The sequence below is a fragment of the Corynebacterium sp. AOP40-9SA-29 genome (genome assembly GCF_052377405.1).
GTDB lineage: Bacteria > Actinomycetota > Actinomycetes > Mycobacteriales > Mycobacteriaceae > Corynebacterium.
Genome location: NZ_JBQSWR010000003.1, coordinates 277,089 through 293,385 on the forward strand (window position 1 = coordinate 277,089; position 16,297 = coordinate 293,385).

14 protein-coding genes and 1 pseudogene are annotated in these 16,297 nt (G+C 61.2%); 11 read left to right on the plus strand and 4 right to left on the minus strand.

What is annotated here, in order from left to right; genetic code table 11:
• Window positions 1-54: 54 nt before the first annotated feature.
• From ACT3SZ_RS07875 to ACT3SZ_RS07910, 8 genes are all read left to right on the plus strand, one after another.
• A complete protein-coding gene (locus ACT3SZ_RS07875; protein ID WP_444617985.1) occupies window positions 55-1,563 on the plus strand; it encodes an ATP-binding protein in 1,509 nt (502 codons plus the stop codon).
• A gap of 101 nt (window positions 1,564-1,664) precedes the next feature.
• Window positions 1,665-2,771, plus strand: coding sequence for a maleylacetate reductase (locus ACT3SZ_RS07880; RefSeq protein WP_444617986.1), 1,107 nt, complete (start codon window positions 1,665-1,667; stop codon window positions 2,769-2,771).
• Window positions 2,768-3,688, plus strand: a complete 921-nt coding sequence (locus ACT3SZ_RS07885) for a dioxygenase family protein (protein WP_444617987.1) — start codon at window positions 2,768-2,770, stop codon at window positions 3,686-3,688. The genes ACT3SZ_RS07880 and ACT3SZ_RS07885 overlap by 4 nt, the downstream gene beginning before the upstream one ends.
• A 267-nt stretch (window positions 3,689-3,955) precedes the next feature.
• A complete protein-coding gene (gene catA / locus ACT3SZ_RS07890; RefSeq protein ID WP_444617988.1) occupies window positions 3,956-4,807 on the plus strand; it encodes a catechol 1,2-dioxygenase in 852 nt (283 codons plus the stop codon).
• A complete protein-coding gene (locus ACT3SZ_RS07895) occupies window positions 4,767-5,939 on the plus strand; it encodes a muconate/chloromuconate family cycloisomerase (RefSeq protein ID WP_444617989.1) in 1,173 nt (390 codons plus the stop codon). Before catA ends, ACT3SZ_RS07895 begins: the two co-directional genes overlap by 41 nt.
• A gap of 31 nt (window positions 5,940-5,970) precedes the next feature.
• A complete protein-coding gene (catC, locus tag ACT3SZ_RS07900) occupies window positions 5,971-6,279 on the plus strand; it encodes a muconolactone Delta-isomerase (RefSeq protein ID WP_444617990.1) in 309 nt (102 codons plus the stop codon).
• Entirely contained in the window at window positions 6,276-7,379 is a 1,104-nt protein-coding gene (locus ACT3SZ_RS07905) for an ATP-binding protein (RefSeq protein ID WP_444617991.1), read from the plus strand. Before catC ends, ACT3SZ_RS07905 begins: the two co-directional genes overlap by 4 nt.
• A 7-nt stretch (window positions 7,380-7,386) precedes the next feature.
• Window positions 7,387-8,151, plus strand: a complete 765-nt coding sequence (locus ACT3SZ_RS07910) for a vWA domain-containing protein (RefSeq protein ID WP_444617992.1) — start codon at window positions 7,387-7,389, stop codon at window positions 8,149-8,151.
• A 20-nt stretch (window positions 8,152-8,171) separates the two neighbouring features.
• On the opposite strand, the gene ACT3SZ_RS07915 is transcribed toward ACT3SZ_RS07910, so the two are convergent.
• Window positions 8,172-9,572 (minus strand): aldehyde dehydrogenase family protein, encoded by a 1,401-nt coding sequence (locus ACT3SZ_RS07915; RefSeq protein ID WP_444617993.1) that lies wholly within the window; start codon window positions 9,570-9,572, stop codon window positions 8,172-8,174.
• Between the two features lie 214 nt (window positions 9,573-9,786).
• Between ACT3SZ_RS07915 and ACT3SZ_RS07920 the strand changes: the two genes are divergently transcribed.
• Complete coding sequence (locus tag ACT3SZ_RS07920; protein ID WP_444617994.1) at window positions 9,787-10,758, plus strand: AraC-like ligand-binding domain-containing protein; 972 nt, start codon at window positions 9,787-9,789, stop codon at window positions 10,756-10,758.
• 28 nt (window positions 10,759-10,786) lie between these two features.
• On the opposite strand, the gene ACT3SZ_RS07925 is transcribed toward ACT3SZ_RS07920, so the two are convergent.
• Together ACT3SZ_RS07925 and ACT3SZ_RS07930 are read right to left on the minus strand one after the other, a co-directional pair.
• Complete coding sequence (locus ACT3SZ_RS07925; RefSeq protein ID WP_444617995.1) at window positions 10,787-12,094, minus strand: flavin monoamine oxidase family protein; 1,308 nt, start codon at window positions 12,092-12,094, stop codon at window positions 10,787-10,789.
• Between the two features lie 70 nt (window positions 12,095-12,164).
• Window positions 12,165-13,640 carry an APC family permease gene (locus ACT3SZ_RS07930; RefSeq protein ID WP_444617996.1) on the minus strand — a complete coding sequence of 492 codons (1,476 nt, stop codon included), beginning with the start codon at window positions 13,638-13,640 and terminating at the stop codon, window positions 12,165-12,167.
• Between the two features lie 131 nt (window positions 13,641-13,771).
• Between ACT3SZ_RS07930 and ACT3SZ_RS07935 the strand changes: the two are divergent.
• Window positions 13,772-13,939: pseudogene (locus ACT3SZ_RS07935) on the plus strand (2Fe-2S iron-sulfur cluster-binding protein); the annotation flags it as partial.
• 75 nt (window positions 13,940-14,014) lie between these two features.
• Complete coding sequence (locus ACT3SZ_RS07940; RefSeq protein ID WP_444617997.1) at window positions 14,015-15,448, plus strand: plasmid pRiA4b ORF-3 family protein; 1,434 nt, start codon at window positions 14,015-14,017, stop codon at window positions 15,446-15,448.
• Between the two features lie 13 nt (window positions 15,449-15,461).
• Here ACT3SZ_RS07940 and ACT3SZ_RS07945 read toward each other — a convergent pair whose 3' ends face one another.
• On the minus strand, window positions 15,462-16,259 hold the full coding sequence (locus ACT3SZ_RS07945) for a siderophore-interacting protein (RefSeq protein WP_444617998.1): 798 nt from the start codon (window positions 16,257-16,259) through the stop codon (window positions 15,462-15,464).
• Window positions 16,260-16,297: the final 38 nt, after the last annotated feature.

Below are 16,297 nucleotides of genomic sequence, written 5' to 3' on the forward strand. Positions count from 1 at the left end.
CAACTGATCGTCTGGGTCTTCCTGCAGTTTTTTCTTGCACCTATAGTGGGCACCATGGAATTTGAGGCAGAGACCTTCCGGCTTCTGGCGGACAGTTCATCCAACGGATGGCTGGTTCACGACGCGAAGTCGAAGAGTATTCTCTGGGCGAATCGGACAGCATGCGCGGAGTTCGGCTACTCGGTGGAGGAGTTGCGCTCGCTGAAGGCCCACCACATGAGCTCGCGGGACCCGCGCTACAGACGTGCGATGGGGACGGCGTGGCTGCAGGCGGCGGTGGTCTACGGGAGCAACAAGCGGCTGTGGAAGTACGCGAACCGCGACGGTGGTGAGTTCATGACGGATGCCGTCGCCACTTTGGTCAGCATTCCCGGTGGTATAGGCACCGGGAACGAACCGTTGGACGTCATTCTCGTGGAGTTCCGGGTGATTCGTGAGGCTGAGGTGGTTCCGGACTCCAGCAAGTGGGTAGAGGATTCCCTGGACCGTCTTATGCTCCACACCTCCTCAGGGATGATGCTCTTGGACAGGGACTATCGTGTCGAGGATGTATCGCCTTTCGCGGCGAAGTTGGTCGGGTCCTCGGTGGAAGACCTACTGGGACAACGACTTGACGAACTCGCGGACATCGACACGCCGCTGGATGGCATGCTCGTCATGGCAGAGATGAGCAAGCCGGGCGGGGCCGTGACGGTCAGGATGAAAGTCTCGAGCGACACCGGCGAGGTGCGCTGGCTTGCGGGGATTCTGGACAACGTGGTTCTCGACGGCAGCTGTATCCGAGTGCTGACCGTGAGAGATATTTCCAGCAAGGTCGAGTGGGAGCACCGCAACGCGTACCAAGAAAAGAACCTGCAGTATATGAGCAGGTACAACGCTATGGGGGACATGGCGATGATTCTCGCCCACGACTTAGGACAACCCATCGCGGCAGCGACCAACTATCTCGATGGGGTACGGCGGAGACTGGGGCAGCACAGCGTTCCCACAGAGTCCCTCGACTACGGCCTGACCCAGGCTCGGTCGCAGTTAGAGCGTGTCGCTGACATCGTGACTTCAGTGAAGAAATACGTTCGTCGTATCGAGAACGTCAGCACCGTAGTCGACCTCAATGAAGTGGTTGAGGAGAGCCTCTATTTCGTCCGGTTGCGTGCTGAAGACAAGGGAATCGAGGTCATTGCCGATGCGTGTAGCACGCCACCGAAGATTTTCGGTGAGAGCGTGTTGATCGGGCAGGTCATCATCAACATCTGTGTCAACGCCATTGACGAGGTGTGCTTGCCTACGACGGACGAGAAATACATGGTCGTCTCCACGGAACTGACGGCAGAGACGGCATCGGTGGTCGTGCGCGACCGTGGGAGAGGTATGTCCCAGGAACCCGCGAACATGCTTGCGGCCGGTGCGTTCTCGTCGAAGAGTGACGGCTCGGGTATCGGGCTGGTGATCTGTGAGCATATCGTCCAACGACACGGTGGGACGATCACCTATGAACCCAATGAACCGAACGGGACTGCGGTTCGCATCAGTTTCCCGTTGAGTGAGGGGGCTGTTCAGGGGTAGGGGATTCCTCGTAGCGGCTAAAGGTGAGTCGTCCATCTGTTGTGGCTGTGAAAGTAAAGGTCCACAGTGGTTGTCACCTGCACCTTCCGAAGGAGGCTTGAATGCCATATAACGATGAGACCACGCTCGCCTTTGAGCATGTGACGCTGGGCCAACGGGTGTTGTTCGGTCGCGGACGGGCCCGGTCCAACCTCGCTGAAGAGGTCAGTCGCCTGAAAGCCCGACGAATCATGGTGATCGTCTCGGAAAGGGAGCTACAACTGGCGCGCGAAGTCGTCGGCAACATCGGCGTCGCTGTGTGGCACACCAGCGTCGTGATGCATGTCCCGGTAGAGACCGCAGAGGTTGCGCGCGATGCGGCCCGTGCTGCGGATGTCGATCTGATCGTGTGCGTCGGCGGTGGCTCCACGACGGGGTTAGCGAAGGCTGTGGCACTAACAGGTGGCCAGCCCATCATCGCGGTTCCGACGACCTATGCAGGATCTGAGGCGACGAACGTGTGGGGTCTGACCGAGGGGAAACGCAAGACGACTGGTGTGTCTGACTCAGTTCTCCCGGTGACGGTGATCTATGACGCACACCTCACCGTATCGCTTCCCGTGGAGATGTCGGTCGCCTCCGGACTTAACGGGTTGGCTCACTGCGTGGATTCTCTCTGGGCACCCCGGGCGGACCCAATCAATGCGGCGTTGGCTACTGAGGGCATCCGTGTCCTCGGTGAAGGACTGCCGATGATCGTCGAGGACTCGGAGTCCGTGGCGGGTAGGGACCGTGTGCTATACGGCGCGTACTTGTCCGCAGTTGCCTTCGCCTCCGCTGGCTCAGGTCTGCACCACAAGATTTGCCATGTACTCGGGGGGACGTTCAATCTTCCCCACGCGCAGACTCATGCTGTCGTGCTGCCGTATGTGCTGGCCTTTAATGCCCCGTTCGCCGCTGATGCGGAGGCGAGGATCGCGCACGCCTTGGGGGCAGCGAACGCGTCGGCTGGCCTGGCTCAATTGAGGGAACGAATCGGGGCTCCCAAAAAGCTGTCCGACTACGGATTCTGCGCCGCCGACGTGCCGACCGCCGTCGACATCATCCGAGGACTTGTGCCGGTAGGAAACCCACGGCCTGTCACTGAGAACGCACTGACCACACTGCTCCACGCCGCCATGGACGGCCGCGACCCCCGGCACCTGACTATTGAGGATGAGACACCATGAGTAAAAATCAACACCGGTCTGGGAGCACCACAGATGACCGTCAGACTGCGGTTGAAGAAGATCTGCTCTGCCGGGTGCTTGAGTCGTTTTCTGGTTGTACCGACCCAAGGTTGCGCGAGATCATGGAGGGGGTAGTCAGCCATCTCCATGCGCTTGTCCGCGAAGTTAGATTGACTGAGACAGAGTGGAAGTACGCTATCGATTTCCTTACCGCCGTCGGCCACATTACGGACGACACACGGCAGGAGTTCATTCTGCTTTCCGACACTCTCGGCGTGTCGATGCAGACGATTGCAGTCAACAACGAGGCTTACCGGAACGCGACAGAAGCCACAGTCTTCGGACCATTCTTCGTTGAAGATGCCCCCGAAATTCCGCTTGGTGGGGATATCGCTGCCGGTGCTGTCGGTGAGCCGGCGTGGATCGAGGGGACGGTCACTGACACTGATGGACATCCGGTAGCAGGGGCCAGGATCGAGGTATGGGAATGTGATGAAGACGGACTGTATGACGTGCAGTACAGCGACGGTCGAATGACGGGACGGGCCTGCCTCTACAGCGACGAGGACGGAAGTTTCAGGTTCTGGGGGCTTACGCCTGTTCCGTATCCGATCCCGCACGACGGTCCGGTGGGGAAGATGCTCAGCGCAGTCGGGCGGTCTCCGGTACGCGCCGCACACCTGCATTTCATGGTGACGGCACCGGGTCTCCGCACTTTGGTGACGCATATTTTTGTTGAGGGTGACCCTCAACTCGAGATCGGAGACTCGGTATTCGGGGTGAAGAACTCTCTCATCAGGCCTTTCTGCAAGCAATCGGCAGAGGAGCCGACGCCTGACGGACGGCAACTTGCGGGCAGCGAATGGAGCCGTTCGCGGTTCGATATTGTTCTCGCGCCAGAAGAGATCAAGGAGTGATTCCCCTGGCAGGGTATCCGTTACGGGGGTGGATAAACCTTTATCAACATGAGAGATCCGTGTAGTCCGAAGCGATGTGTGGTGTACTTATTTTGGGAACACGACGAGGATATCAGTGTCGTGACCTGCTGATATGCCGTCACGTTCCATGGTTTCAGGACGGTAGGCGAGTCTGGCTATACGGGGTTACTTTCATTGACGAACGCTGTGTCCTGGACCACAGTAGACATTGTTCGATTCACAACCACCGCACCACGAGGAGAGATCATGACTACGGGTACTGACAACCCCACCGCGCACGGATCCGGAAATGCCGCGACGGACAAGTTCAAGAAGAACAGGTTGAGCGCGGACACCTCCCGAGAGCGCGCAAATGCCATCTACAAGGACCTCCTTGCTGCGATCGGTGACGTCGCTCGTAAGCACGAGGTCACCTACGATGAGTACCGGGTCGTCAAACAGTGGATGATCGACGTCGGTGAGTACGGCGAGTGGCCGCTGTGGCTCGATGTCTTCGTCGAGCATGATATCGAGGAGATCAACTACAACCGGCACGCGTACACCGGGACCAAAGGGTCCATTGAGGGTCCTTACTATGTACCGGACGCTCCGGAGCTTCCGTCTCACTGCGAAATGCCGATGCGAGACAAAGACAAGGCTGCGACCCCGTTGATTTTCCGGGGCCAGGTCACCGACGTCGATGGAAAGGGCTTGGCAGGAGCCCACTTGGAGTTGTGGCACGCCGATGAGGACGGCTACTACTCGCAATTCGCGCCTGATATCCCCGAGTGGAACCTCCGGGGCACGATCGTCGCTGACGAAGACGGGAAGTACGAGATCACGACGCTCCAGCCTGCCCCCTACATGATTCCCCACGATGGGCCGACCGGGTGGTTCGTCGAGTCTTACGGAGGTCACCCGTGGCGTCCCGCGCATCTGCATCTGCGGGTCACTCAGCCCGGTTACCGGGAGATCACCACCCAACTGTATTTCAAGGGTGGTAAATGGATCGAGAATGATGTCGCCACGGCCGTGAAGCCGGAGCTCTTGCTGGATCCGGCGACCGAGGGTGACATGAATGTCGTCGACTACAGCTTCGCCCTCGACAAGGAGGACTGAGATAGTGTCGTCGGCCGGACTGACCATCGAGCGGGTAGACACACGGATCCTTGATGTGCCGTTGATCCGGCCGCACGGATTCGCCACCACCACGGCCACCGAACAGGCCATCCTTTTGGTGACTGTTACCACTGCGGATGGAGTTACCGGCTTCGGCGAAGGTGTCGTGCCCGGTGGACCCTGGTGGGGCGGCGAATGTGTTGAGACGATGAAGCCATTGGTGGACCGTTACCTTGCACCGGTCATGGTCGGACGGCGGGTCGATGAACTCGTCGGCATCCTTGCCGATATGGAAAAGGTTGTGGCCAACGCACGGTTCGCGAAGGCTGCCTGCGACGTCGCCATGCACGATGCGTGGGCGCGGTCGTTGGGTATCCCGGTGCACGATCTTCTGGGCGGGCGGTGTCGTGATTCAGTCGATGTCACCTGGGCACTCGGAGTGCTGCCGGTGGATGAAGCGGTCGCTGAGATCGAGGAACGCATCGTCTCCCACGGCCACCGAAGCTTCAAGTTGAAGATGGGTGCTGGTGATCCCCGCCGCGACGTTGACCGTCTCGTCGCACTCGCCGGCGAGGTCGGCCACAAGGTGTCGCTACGCATCGATGTGAACGCCCGATGGGACCGAATCACGGCGCTGACTCACCTGCCGCGCTTGGCGGAGGTAGGGTTCGATCTCTTTGAGCAGCCGACCCCCGCCCATGATTTGGCGACGCTCCGGGAGATCACCCGTCGTACCGGCGTGCCTGTCATGGCGGACGAATCGGTGTGCAGTCCTGCTGATGCGTTGGCTGTCATTAGAGCAGAGGCGGCGGACGTCATCGCGGTGAAGACGACGAAGCTAGGCGGATTGCGTGAGTCCTTGAAGACTGCCGCAGTAGCAGAGGCGGCAGGTCTGGCGTGTCACGGTGCCACCAGCCTGGAGGGGCCGTTCGGCACGGCAGCATCGCTGCATTTCGCCTGTGCCGTGCCGGCGGTGACCTGGGGAACTGAACTCTTCGGCCCGATGCTGCTGCGAGAATCCTATACGACCTCGGACCTGGTCTACGCCGATGGGCAGGTCAGTCTTCCGGACGGCCCTGGTCTCGGTCTGGAACCCGACTGGTCGACCGTCGACCGATTCACCCGTGAATGAGAAGTACAACTAGATGACTAGGAGGCCGACTATGGCCCTGTTTCTCGTCCGTATGGACGTGTCGATCCCGAACGACCTTGATCCGGACGTCGCAGCAGAGACGATTTCCCGGGAGAAGGAGTACTCCCAGGACCTGCAGCGCCGAGGGATATGGCGCAGCATCTGGAGGATCGCCGGGGAGTACTCGAACTACTCGGTTTTCGATGTGTCTGACGCTGATGAGCTACATGAAATCCTGTGGAATCTTCCGTTGTTCCGGTACATGACCTGTACCGTGACTGCGTTGGCGCACCATCCTTCAGACATCATGCCCCTCACAAACACTGGGGACGCGGAATGACCGCCGGCGCGCAGCAACCGCTGTTTCCGTTTTCTGCGGTCGTCGGGCAGGACGCTCTCCGCCTCTCTCTGGTCCTCACTGCGATCTCACCACGTATCGGGGGTGTGGTCGTTAGAGGGGAAAAGGGGACTGCCAAAACTACTACGGTCCGCGCTTTCGCATCGCTGCTGGGAGACGCCCCCCTGGTGAACCTTCCCGTCGGTGCCACGGAAGACCGTGTCGTCGGTTCCCTCGACATGGAGACGGTTCTCACCACAGGTCGGGCTGAGTATCGTCCTGGGCTCCTCTCTCAGGCAGACGGCGGAGTCCTCTACGTCGACGAAGTGAATCTCCTTGCCGACCATCTCGTCGATGCGCTGCTTGACGCAGCTGCATCGGGCAGGGTGACAGTCGAACGGGACGGGATCTCCCACAGTTCGTCAGCGAGTTTTGTCCTTGTCGGAACGATGAACCCGGAAGAAGGAGAGTTACGCCCCCAGCTGCTGGACCGGTTTGGTCTTGCTGTCGATGTTGCCGCCTCCACTCGCCCCGAGACGCGGGTGGAGATCATCCGCCGTCGCCTCGCATTCGAGGACGATCCGCATGCGATGGCGGCACAGTGGCAGGTGGAAGACCGTCGGATCGCGGAGAGGATTGACCGGGCGCGGCATGTCATTGGCCAGGTTGAACTGCCAGAAGCGGTATTGAAAACTATTGCCTGGTTGTGCTCCCAGGTCGACGTTGATGGAATGCGTGCCGATCTCGTGATCACCCGTGCTGCCATTGCCCACGCAGCATGGGAGGGTCGGCAGAGAGTCACTGGCGGCGACGTCGATGTCGCCGCCAGGCTCGCCCTACCCCATCGGCGGCGGCGCCAGCCCTTTGAGGCACCAGAGATGGAAGAGAGGGAGATTCGCGAGACTCTGGAGGAGGCCCGGCGCTTCTTCGAGGACAATGACGATGGCGGTCCGGCGAGCGAAGCCACGGACGAGGAAACCGGAGCTGAGGTTCTGGTGGACAGTGAGACCGCGTCAGATGAACAGGCGATGCAGGGGCATTCCCAGGCACGGGCGGATTCAACGGGGAAGGTAGGTACCGCCGGTTCCGGCGAACCCTTTTGATCCGCGCGTGTTTCGCCTGGACCGCACGGGCCATGAAGATGCTCCTGCTGGGCGTCGGTCACTGGCGCACACCCTCCACGGAGCCGACATCCGCCCGGTGAAGGCCGGACATGGTGTGAACCTGGTCGGTACTCTCATGGCGGCGGCTGATCGGGGTGCCGGACTAACTGACGGCCTCGTTGATCTTCGCCCAGATGATCTGAAGTGCTCTCTGCGTCGCGGGCGTGAGTCGAATCTTATTGTGTTCGTCGTGGACACCTCAGGGTCGATGTCTGCTCGTTCACGTGTCCGCGCTGTCACCGGCGCAGTTACCTCGATGCTGACCGATGCTTACCAGCGCAGGGACAAGGTCGCTGTCATTGCCGTGAATGCAGGAAGTCCTACTCTGGTACTTCCTCCGACCGGATCGGTGGATACGGCTCGACGCCGGTTGGATGACATACCTGTAGGAGGCCGCACCCCGCTTGCGGAGGGGCTGCTGATGGCACTGGACCTCCTGGAACGGGAGCACCGGCGCGAACCCGGGCGTCGTGCGCTTCTTGTGGTCCTGACCGACGGGGAGGATACCTCCGACGCAGGAAGCGGGGGATTGGTGACGGCAAGTCGCCGCATTGTCCGCGCAGGGTTGTCGGGAAATTTGGTCATCGACTGCGAGGGAAGGATGAAGGTGCGGAAGGAACTGGCGTATGCGCTCGCCGAGCAGCTCGGAGGGGCGTGCGTCAGGCTGTCGGAGATGAACTCCGACAACCTGCGTGCCGAGGTCCGCCTGTGACGGAGAAAAGGTTGGTGTGCTCAGCCGTTGTACACCTTGGGCACTGCCACCGCTTTCAGCCCCTCGGCACCGAATTCCAGACCATAGCCGGATTGCTTGATGCCTCCAAAGGGAATCCTAGGGTCGGGCTTCGCGTGACTGTTGATCCAAACAGTGCCTGCCCGGATGCGGCGGGCGACGTCCATCGCGCGCTCGCGGTCTGATGACCACACGGAGGCTCCCAGGCCCACGTCCAGCGAGTTGGCGAGTTCAACAGCCTCATCGACGTCTTTGACGCGGACGACTGGGAGCGCCGGCCCGAACTGTTCTTCCGTGACGAGCGGGTTGTCCGGGGAGATGTCGGCCACGATCGTTGCCGGGTAGAAGTTTCCGGGACCGTCCGACGGATCTCCACCCGTGAGGATACGTGCACCACTAGTGCGGGCCGCCTCTACAAGATCAGCGACGATTCGGTACTGGGCCGGATTCTGGAGCGGGCCGAGTACATTGTTCTCGTCGGACCCCGGCCCCATCGGGACCGCGCCCGCGATCTCCGCCAGTGATGCGCAGAGTTCGTCGTAGATGCCCTCGGCAGCATAGACGCGTTTGACGGCGGCGCACGTCTGCCCGGTATTAATGAACGCTCCCCAGAAGAGATCCTCAGCGATGGCGCGGGGGTCACAGTCGTCGAGGATGATCGCTGGGTCATTGCCTCCGAGCTCCAGCGTGAGCCTCTTGAGGGTGCCTGAACTCGCCGCGGCAATGGCGCGCCCCGTAGCGATGGAGCCGGTGAACATGATCTTGCCGATCTCGGGGTGCTCGCTCAGACGAGCCCCAACGTCGCGGCCACCGGAGACTGCCTGCAGCACACCGCGTGGCAACACCGAATTAATGACGTGTACCAGAGACAGGACGCTGAGTGGAGTGTATTCAGAGGGCTTAACTACCGTGGTGTTTCCCATGCGCAGGGCTGCCGCGAACTGCCAGACGGTGATCATCAATGGCCAGTTCCACGGCCCGATTGCACCCACGACCCCGATCGGCTCGTAGGACATCGTTGCATATGATTCGCCGTCGTCGACGAGCGTGTCGCCCGGGGTATCGAATCCGGCTGTCGCTCGCAACCAGTCGCTGCACATCGCAACTTCCATGCGGGAGTTCGGCCCGTTGAGTGGCTTCCCCGATTCGCGGCTGAGAAGCTGCGCCAGGTCTTCCGCGTTCTCGTCGATCGCTGTCGCTGCAGCCTTGAGGATCCGTGACCGTTCCTGATGGCCGAGCTTCTCCCACTCGGGTTGAGCCGCTGATGCCGCGGCAACGGCGTCGTCGAGATCATGCGCTGACTGATCCGGTGCGTATCCGAGAACTTCATCCGTGGCGGGATCCGGAATCGGCCGGCCTGTGGTCGAGTCTGCCCCGATCGCCTGCAATAGGTCTATGTACATGCTCAATATCTCCTCTTCGCACCGTCCGACGGTGTTGGTCGACTGTCTGCGTTCCGACTGAACCGCATGGTGAGGACAATTCTTCCTGCATGTGACCGTAAGGAATTGCTTTATTGTGCAGGACTTTTGTGCTGTAGCGTGCTGTAGTCGTTTTATCCTGAAAGTAGTCCGGGATGACGACCCGGACGTAGACGCCCCGCGGTAGGAGGAAGACGTGACGACCGGCGTAGAAACAACCAGAACGCACGACTTCGTGCAGTGGAAAGAATTGATAACCCAAAACTTCAGCGGTATTCGGGTAAGCAGCCCGTCTCCGGGATTCACGGCAGAGGCCCGCCACGTGCACCTGGGCGAAGTGGAGATTTTCGACATGCTGACCGATGCGCATACGGTCGGCCACCCGGACGCGCCATCGGTGGGGCCGGTTTCCTCGGCGGGCGGCGAGGGGCGGACTAGTCCCATGTGCAAACTCAGTCTCCAGTTGGTGGGGACGTGTCTCCTTACCCAGGACGGGAGGGACTGTGAACTCCGCCCGGGTGATCTTGCGCTGTATACCGGTGAGAGGCCGTACACACTGGATTTCCCGGAAAGGCAACGAAGCCTCGTAGTCTTCTTCCCTCGGTCGTACATTCACCTACGCGACGATGAAATCAACGGGGTTACTGCGACTCCGATCTCGGCTGATGAGGGCCTCGGAAAATTTGCCGTGCCTCTCTTTCGTCAGCTGGCACACAATCTCGATGAGCTAAGTGGTAAGCACGGCCAAGCATTTATCAGATCATCATTGGACATTCTCGTGACGGTGTTGGCCGACCATGCTCAGCGGGCGGGGCGTGGCGACGGGTTCACCGCGCCGACGAAGACCTTTCAACGGGCAGTGAGGTACATAGATGTCCATCTGGCAGATCCAGAATTGTCTCCGTTAGTGGTGGCGCGTGAGCTTTACGTGTCCGTGCGGAGCCTGCATGCGCACTTCGCGGATCAGCAGCTCACCGTCGCGTCCTACATCCGCTCTCAGCGTCTCAGTGCGATACGTTCCGATCTGGCGGACCCACTACTACGGGGAGACACAGTCCAGTCGATCAGCGCACGGCACGGCCTGTTTGACGCATCGCACGTGTCCAAGGCATTCCGGTCCGAGTACGGGGAATCTCCTCGGGCCTACCGAACCCGCTTGTGTCGGTAGGCGGAGACTGAGGGGCCGATACGGGTAGTCAGGACAGATCCCGGATTACTCCCCGTGCGGTGGTAACCCCCATTTCAAGCGCTCCGTCGACGCACACACCGCGCCACCCGTTCGCCCAGTCGGAACCTGCGAACCTCAGCCGCGTCTCGGTACTGCGGAAGTGGTGCCAGCTGTCGGTGAACTGACCTTTACGGGGTGTCGCCCACGCCTGGCCGCTCCACTGGTCGGAGACCCAGTCATGCCCGGTGCAGTCCGTCACTTCGAGGTCGGGGAGCCACTGGTCAATAACGTTCTGCGCCGAGGCGAGGTCGTTGAGGTCGAGCTTGTCATGGTACGCCCCGAAGCCGACGATGATCGTCGAGTCATCGGAAAGTACCTCTGACCGGAGCATGTTTATCGGGGCCGGTTGAGGGGCCATCCCCATAAAATTGTGACGGCCTTTGACCTTTATCCAGATCTTCGCTCCCGTCGAGTTCCATTTCTGGTCGACAACCTTCCTCATTTTGTCGGGCAGCGGAGGGTCGAAGGTGACCGTACTCAGTGCGCCTACCGGAACGGTGACAATGACGGCGTCACAAGTGATTTCTTCGCCTCCATCCAGTGTGACCGTCGCTTGGGTTGGCGAATGTGACACCTTCGATACAGGTGATGAGAGTCGGACGGGATTCTTGAGGTCTCCCGCGATGGATTCGTAGAGGCCTCGCATTCCGTTGTTCAGTTTGTACCCCAGTGTTTGGGCATCGACGGCGGCCATGTTGTGGTCGCAGAGGGCGGCCCATTGCTTGGCCATCAGTGATGACCCCTCACGTGGTTCGCCGATGAAACCACCTGACCAGTATGCGTCGGTCAGATCGATTTCTTCCTGGGAGAAATCTTCGCCAGCAAGTTCGTCGAAGACACTCCTCTGGTCGGCTGCTAGGAACTTTTCACGTAGCTTGGGGTCATCCAGGGCGGAAAGCTGATCATAGGGGTTCGGAAAAAATTCCCGGGAACCTTCGTAGATCCGGTCCATTGCGCGGAGTCGCTTCCGGTCTATTTCTTCCTCAGTGCCTGAATGGACTTTCCCGCCGGTCACCCAGTAGGCCCGGTCGACATGGGGACTGGCGTAGATCCCTTGTCCATACCGGGTGATTTCCGACCAGATGTGAGGCTGATGCCAGTGCACCCACGTAGCACCGAGTTCGAGCCTCGCCCCCATGCGCTCATCGGTCCAGGCCCTGCCTCCAATACGGTCGCGGGCCTCGACGACGTCCACATCGAGTCCGGCGAGCTGCAGTTCGCGTGCGGCGACGAGTCCGGCGAATCCGGCTCCGACGACAACTACTTTCTTGGTCATTTTGATCTCCTGACGAGATGATGTTGAGTATGGAACGGGGTGTGTAGTCTGGGATGTAGATTTTCTACGGTCAGAAGGAGACGGTTGGTCTCTCTTCGGATGTGACGTCGGGATGCGTCTGGTGGGGGAGAGGGTCCGTGTCGACAGGCTGCTTCGGGAAACGAAGTGACCAGAGGCTTCCGAGGACCCCCGCGCCGATGATGATTCCCGGCATGATGAACACCATCGACCGTGGCGATTCTTCTCCGATCATGATGTCGAAGTTCACGAGGATCAGGACCGCCACGATGAACATCGCTATCGCCGAGATGACTGGTGCGATTACTCGGGTGAATACGCTAAATCCGTGATGGTTGTGTCGGAACCAGTTCGCGACGGCCAGCGATGTCACGGCGAGCAGGAATACAAGGCCGAATGCCGCGGCAGTTGAGAACCAGGTGAACAAGGTGATCACGGGGAAGAGTTCGCCGAGTTCAGACCCCCGACCGGCGAGTGCGAACACCGCGACGACGATGACTCCGATCGCTGACTGCGTGAGGGAACCGGCGACGGGAGCCCCGTTCTTCCCGGGGGTGCTGAGGGCGCGGGGAAGTGCTCCCGAGCGGCCGAGTGCGAAGAAGTAACGTGCAGCGGCGTTGTGGAATGCGACGAGTGCCGCGAGAATGCTGGTGACAAAAAGGAGGTGCACGACGTCGGAGAGCAGTGGTGAGAAGTCTCCGAGCCACACGAACACGAGGTCTGGACCGTATTCGCGTGATTGATCCACGATCCCGGAGGGGCCGACGCCCATGGTCAGCGCCCACGTCGAGGCTGCGTAGAACAACGCGATGATGCTCACGGCGATATAGGTTGCCCGCGGTACAGTTCTGCTGGGGTCTCTGGCTTCTTCGGAGTAGATCGCACCGGATTCAAAACCCATGAAGGCTGCGATTGAGAAAGCAAGGAGTACGCCGACTCCTGGAGCCAGAAACTGGTCGGGTTGTAGTGCATCTGTTCCGACGCCCTCTGGCGCATTTATGAGTGAGTATCCCATTACGACGAGAACGACGAGGAACTCCAGGGATACGAGTATCCCGAGTACCTTCGCAGAGAGATCGACGTTACTTACACCCATCATCGCGACAATGAGCCAACCGACCGCGCCGGCTACCCACCAGGGAACGCTAATTCCCGTCCATGTCGCGAGGGCCGCGGACAACGAGAACCCGAACAACCCGTAGAGGCCGACTTGAAGCATGTTGTAGACGACGAGTGCCAGTATCGCTGCGGCGATACCGTGTCGTGGCCCGAGCCCTTCGGAGATGTAGGCGTAGAAAGCGCCTGCGTTGTGAACGCGTGAGCTCATTGCGCAGTACCCCACGGCGAAGATGATTAGTGCCGCGCCGAGGACGAGGTAACCGACGGGGAGCCCGAGTAGCCCTGAGACGGCGAACGTGGTGGGCGCGCCCCCGGCCAGTACGGTGAGTGGTGCTGATGCTGCGATGATCATGAAGACGAGGGCTGTGGTGCTCAGTCTTCCCTTTTTTAGGGTTGTAGTGTCCGTCATATGCCATTCTCCGCTCTGTGGGACCAGATCCCATTCAGTATGACGTGGAACACATGACTGTTTTTTGCTTGTAGTGCGGCTTTGTTGGTGTTGTGTGTAGTGGGTTTTCGTGTCGAAACGAACTGCAGCGCGCAGGCTACGATGTCCCGTCGTCCTGCCGTGAGGGGACCTGTGGGTCGTGTGAACTCGGTGTACTCCGCGGAGTTCCGGAACACCGGGACAGCGTCTTGAGCGATGAAGAACGCGCGGAGAACGCCTACATGATGCCGTGCGTGTCCAGGTCGTTGACGCCGGAGTAGACGGTGGAGCTGCCGGAGTAGACGGGCCATCTCTACCGGCTTACGCGCCGCCCCGCCCTGAATTACCCTGGCGGCATGAACCCGCAGACGCCGCAGAACCCGCAGCCACCGCAGCCCCGGTTCGACTTCTTCGACGAGGGGATCCCCGAGCGCCGCCACCTGCGCCGCGACCCGCTGCCCGAAGCGCATACCTTCCGCCTCACCGTGCAGATCAATAACTCGGACCCGTCGATCTGGCGGGAGATCGAGGTCCGCTCGGACGTTCGCTTGTCCCGCCTGCACGATGTCATCCAGGCGGCGTTCCTGTGGCAGGACTACCACCTGCACCGGTTCTCTCTCGGCGGCGACGACTTCGACCCTACCGCCGAGCTCTTCCTCTGCCCGTTCGACGTCAACGAACCGGAACCGTGCATCGCCGGGACGCCGGCGCGCGACGTCCGGATCGACGAAACCGTGCAGCGCCCCGGCGACGTCCTGCACTACCTCTACGACTACGGCGACAACTGGGACCTCACGATCACCCTCACCAGCGTCGGGGCCCAGACACAGGCACAGGCGCAGGACGCCCCGGCGGTCGCTTTCGTCGCCGGCGAGCGCGCCGCCCCGCCGGAGGACTGTGGCAGCCGCCGCACCGCCGAGGAGCTGGCGGGCGTGCTCCTCAACCTGGAGGACGTCGGCGAAGAGAAGATCCGGGATCGCGTTGCCGGCGTGGACTGGGCCGTTCGGGCAGAGTCGGATCCAGAGTGGGCATCCTCCCTGTTTGGCGGATTCCCGTTTTTCGAGCAGCTCCGCGGGGAGCTGAGCGATACGTTCTTCGCCGGCTGGCTCGGGGTGAGGCTGGAGGCGCTGTCGCAACCGCGTCCTGAACTTTCCACCGAGGACAAAGCAGCCGCGCTCAGCGGCATCATGCGGCTGCTGGATCTCATCGACGGCGGCGGCGACGGGGTGAAACTGACCGGCTCCGGCTACCTACCGCCGGCGATCGTCACGGAGGCAATCGTGGATCTGCCCGCGGCCAACAATCGGATCGCCAGGGGCCGTACGGAGTCGAAGATGGCGCAGATCCTGAAACTGCGCACCGCGCTGACTGCGGCCGGTCTGCTGCGTAAGAGTCGCGGTCACCTGAAACTCACCTCGAAGGGGAGGAAGGCGCTAGTGGACCCGCAGGTGCTGTGGGACCAGCTGGTGTCGCGCTTTCCGCAGCAGGTTGTCAGTGACGATGCCACGTCCTTCGACGAGGAAGTCACCCCGCTCGCCCTGCTCTCCGTCGCCACGACGCGGACACCGATGGCGGAGCAGGAGATGATCGCAGATCTGCTCACACTCTGGGGTTGGGAGACGCGGGACGGCAACCTGATCACCGGGCTGCCCTCGTATGCTGCGCGCTCGAAACATCCGATGATGCCGCTGCTGGACTACATCGGCCCGCTGGAAGGACGGGACTGGTCGCCGAAGGTGTACAGCGAGGCGGCGTCCGCGCTGGCCCGCGAGGTGTTGTGCCGGCGGTAGCCAGGCCAGCCCGTTAGCTCGGCGCGGCCTTCCCGATGCGCCAGTAGCCGCAGAAGGTCACGTTCGATTTCGACACGCCGCGGTCGCTGACGAGGTGGCGGCGCACGGCCTTGATCAGGGCGGACTCGCCGACGGTGAAGCCGTAGATATTGGCGGGAACTTCCAGTGCGCGCAGTGTCGGTAGTGCGAGGGTGCCGGGGTCGGACGTCGCGTCGCGGGTGAGCCAGTGCACCGTCATACCGGACGGGGCGTCGACGTCCTGCCTGTCGCGCTCATCGAAGATCTCGATGATGGCGTGGCCGACGGCGTCGCGTGGCATGTCGCGCAGCACGCCGAGGGCGGCGGGCAGTCCGCTCTCGTCGGCGACGATCACGGACTGTTCGGCGTCCACCGGTGCCCAGCCACATCCCTGGTCGATGATGGCGACTTCCGCGCCCGGTTCAACGGAGGCCGCCCACGGGCCAGCCACGCCGGAATCCCCGTGGATGACGAAGTCCACGTCCATCTCGGCGGTCTCGGGGCGAAACTCGCGGATGGTGTAGTTGCGGATCACCGGGCGGGTGCCCTTGGGCAGGGTGAGGAACTTGAGCAGGCCACCGACGCCGAATTTCGCCGGAAGGTTGTCCAGCCGGTCGTCCGAGCGCACGGCCAGGGCGAGGCGGAACCACTGGTCGAAGCCCTGGTAGTCGAGTTTCTCAAGGTCGCCGCCGGCGAAAGTCACCCGCATCATGTGTGGGGTGATCAGCTCCGAGCGGGCGACGCGGGTGTGCATGAGTCCGGTGTCCGCGTGGGTGATCGTGATATTCGGCAAGGTGCGTCCTCTCTGGGGTATTTCGCTTAGCTTTACCT

Bases quoted from the DNA above. Each gene is read 5' to 3' on its own strand.
- ACT3SZ_RS07875 (WP_444617985.1), top strand. From the start codon at position 55: ATGGAATTTGAGGCAGAGACCTTCCGGCTTCTGGCGGACAGTTCATCC.
- ACT3SZ_RS07905 (WP_444617991.1), top strand. From the start codon at position 6,276: ATGACCGCCGGCGCGCAGCAACCGCTGTTTCCGTTTTCTGCGGTCGTC.
- ACT3SZ_RS07940 (WP_444617997.1), top strand. From the start codon at position 14,015: ATGAACCCGCAGACGCCGCAGAACCCGCAGCCACCGCAGCCCCGGTTC.
- catC (WP_444617990.1), top strand. From the start codon at position 5,971: ATGGCCCTGTTTCTCGTCCGTATGGACGTGTCGATCCCGAACGACCTT.
- ACT3SZ_RS07880 (WP_444617986.1), top strand. From the start codon at position 1,665: ATGCCATATAACGATGAGACCACGCTCGCCTTTGAGCATGTGACGCTG.
- catA (WP_444617988.1), top strand. From the start codon at position 3,956: ATGACTACGGGTACTGACAACCCCACCGCGCACGGATCCGGAAATGCC.
- ACT3SZ_RS07895 (WP_444617989.1), top strand. From the start codon at position 4,767: ATGTCGTCGACTACAGCTTCGCCCTCGACAAGGAGGACTGAGATAGTG.
- ACT3SZ_RS07915 (WP_444617993.1), bottom strand. From the start codon at position 9,572: ATGTACATAGACCTATTGCAGGCGATCGGGGCAGACTCGACCACAGGC.
- ACT3SZ_RS07930 (WP_444617996.1), bottom strand. From the start codon at position 13,640: ATGACGGACACTACAACCCTAAAAAAGGGAAGACTGAGCACCACAGCC.
- ACT3SZ_RS07925 (WP_444617995.1), bottom strand. From the start codon at position 12,094: ATGACCAAGAAAGTAGTTGTCGTCGGAGCCGGATTCGCCGGACTCGTC.
- ACT3SZ_RS07885 (WP_444617987.1), top strand. From the start codon at position 2,768: ATGAGTAAAAATCAACACCGGTCTGGGAGCACCACAGATGACCGTCAG.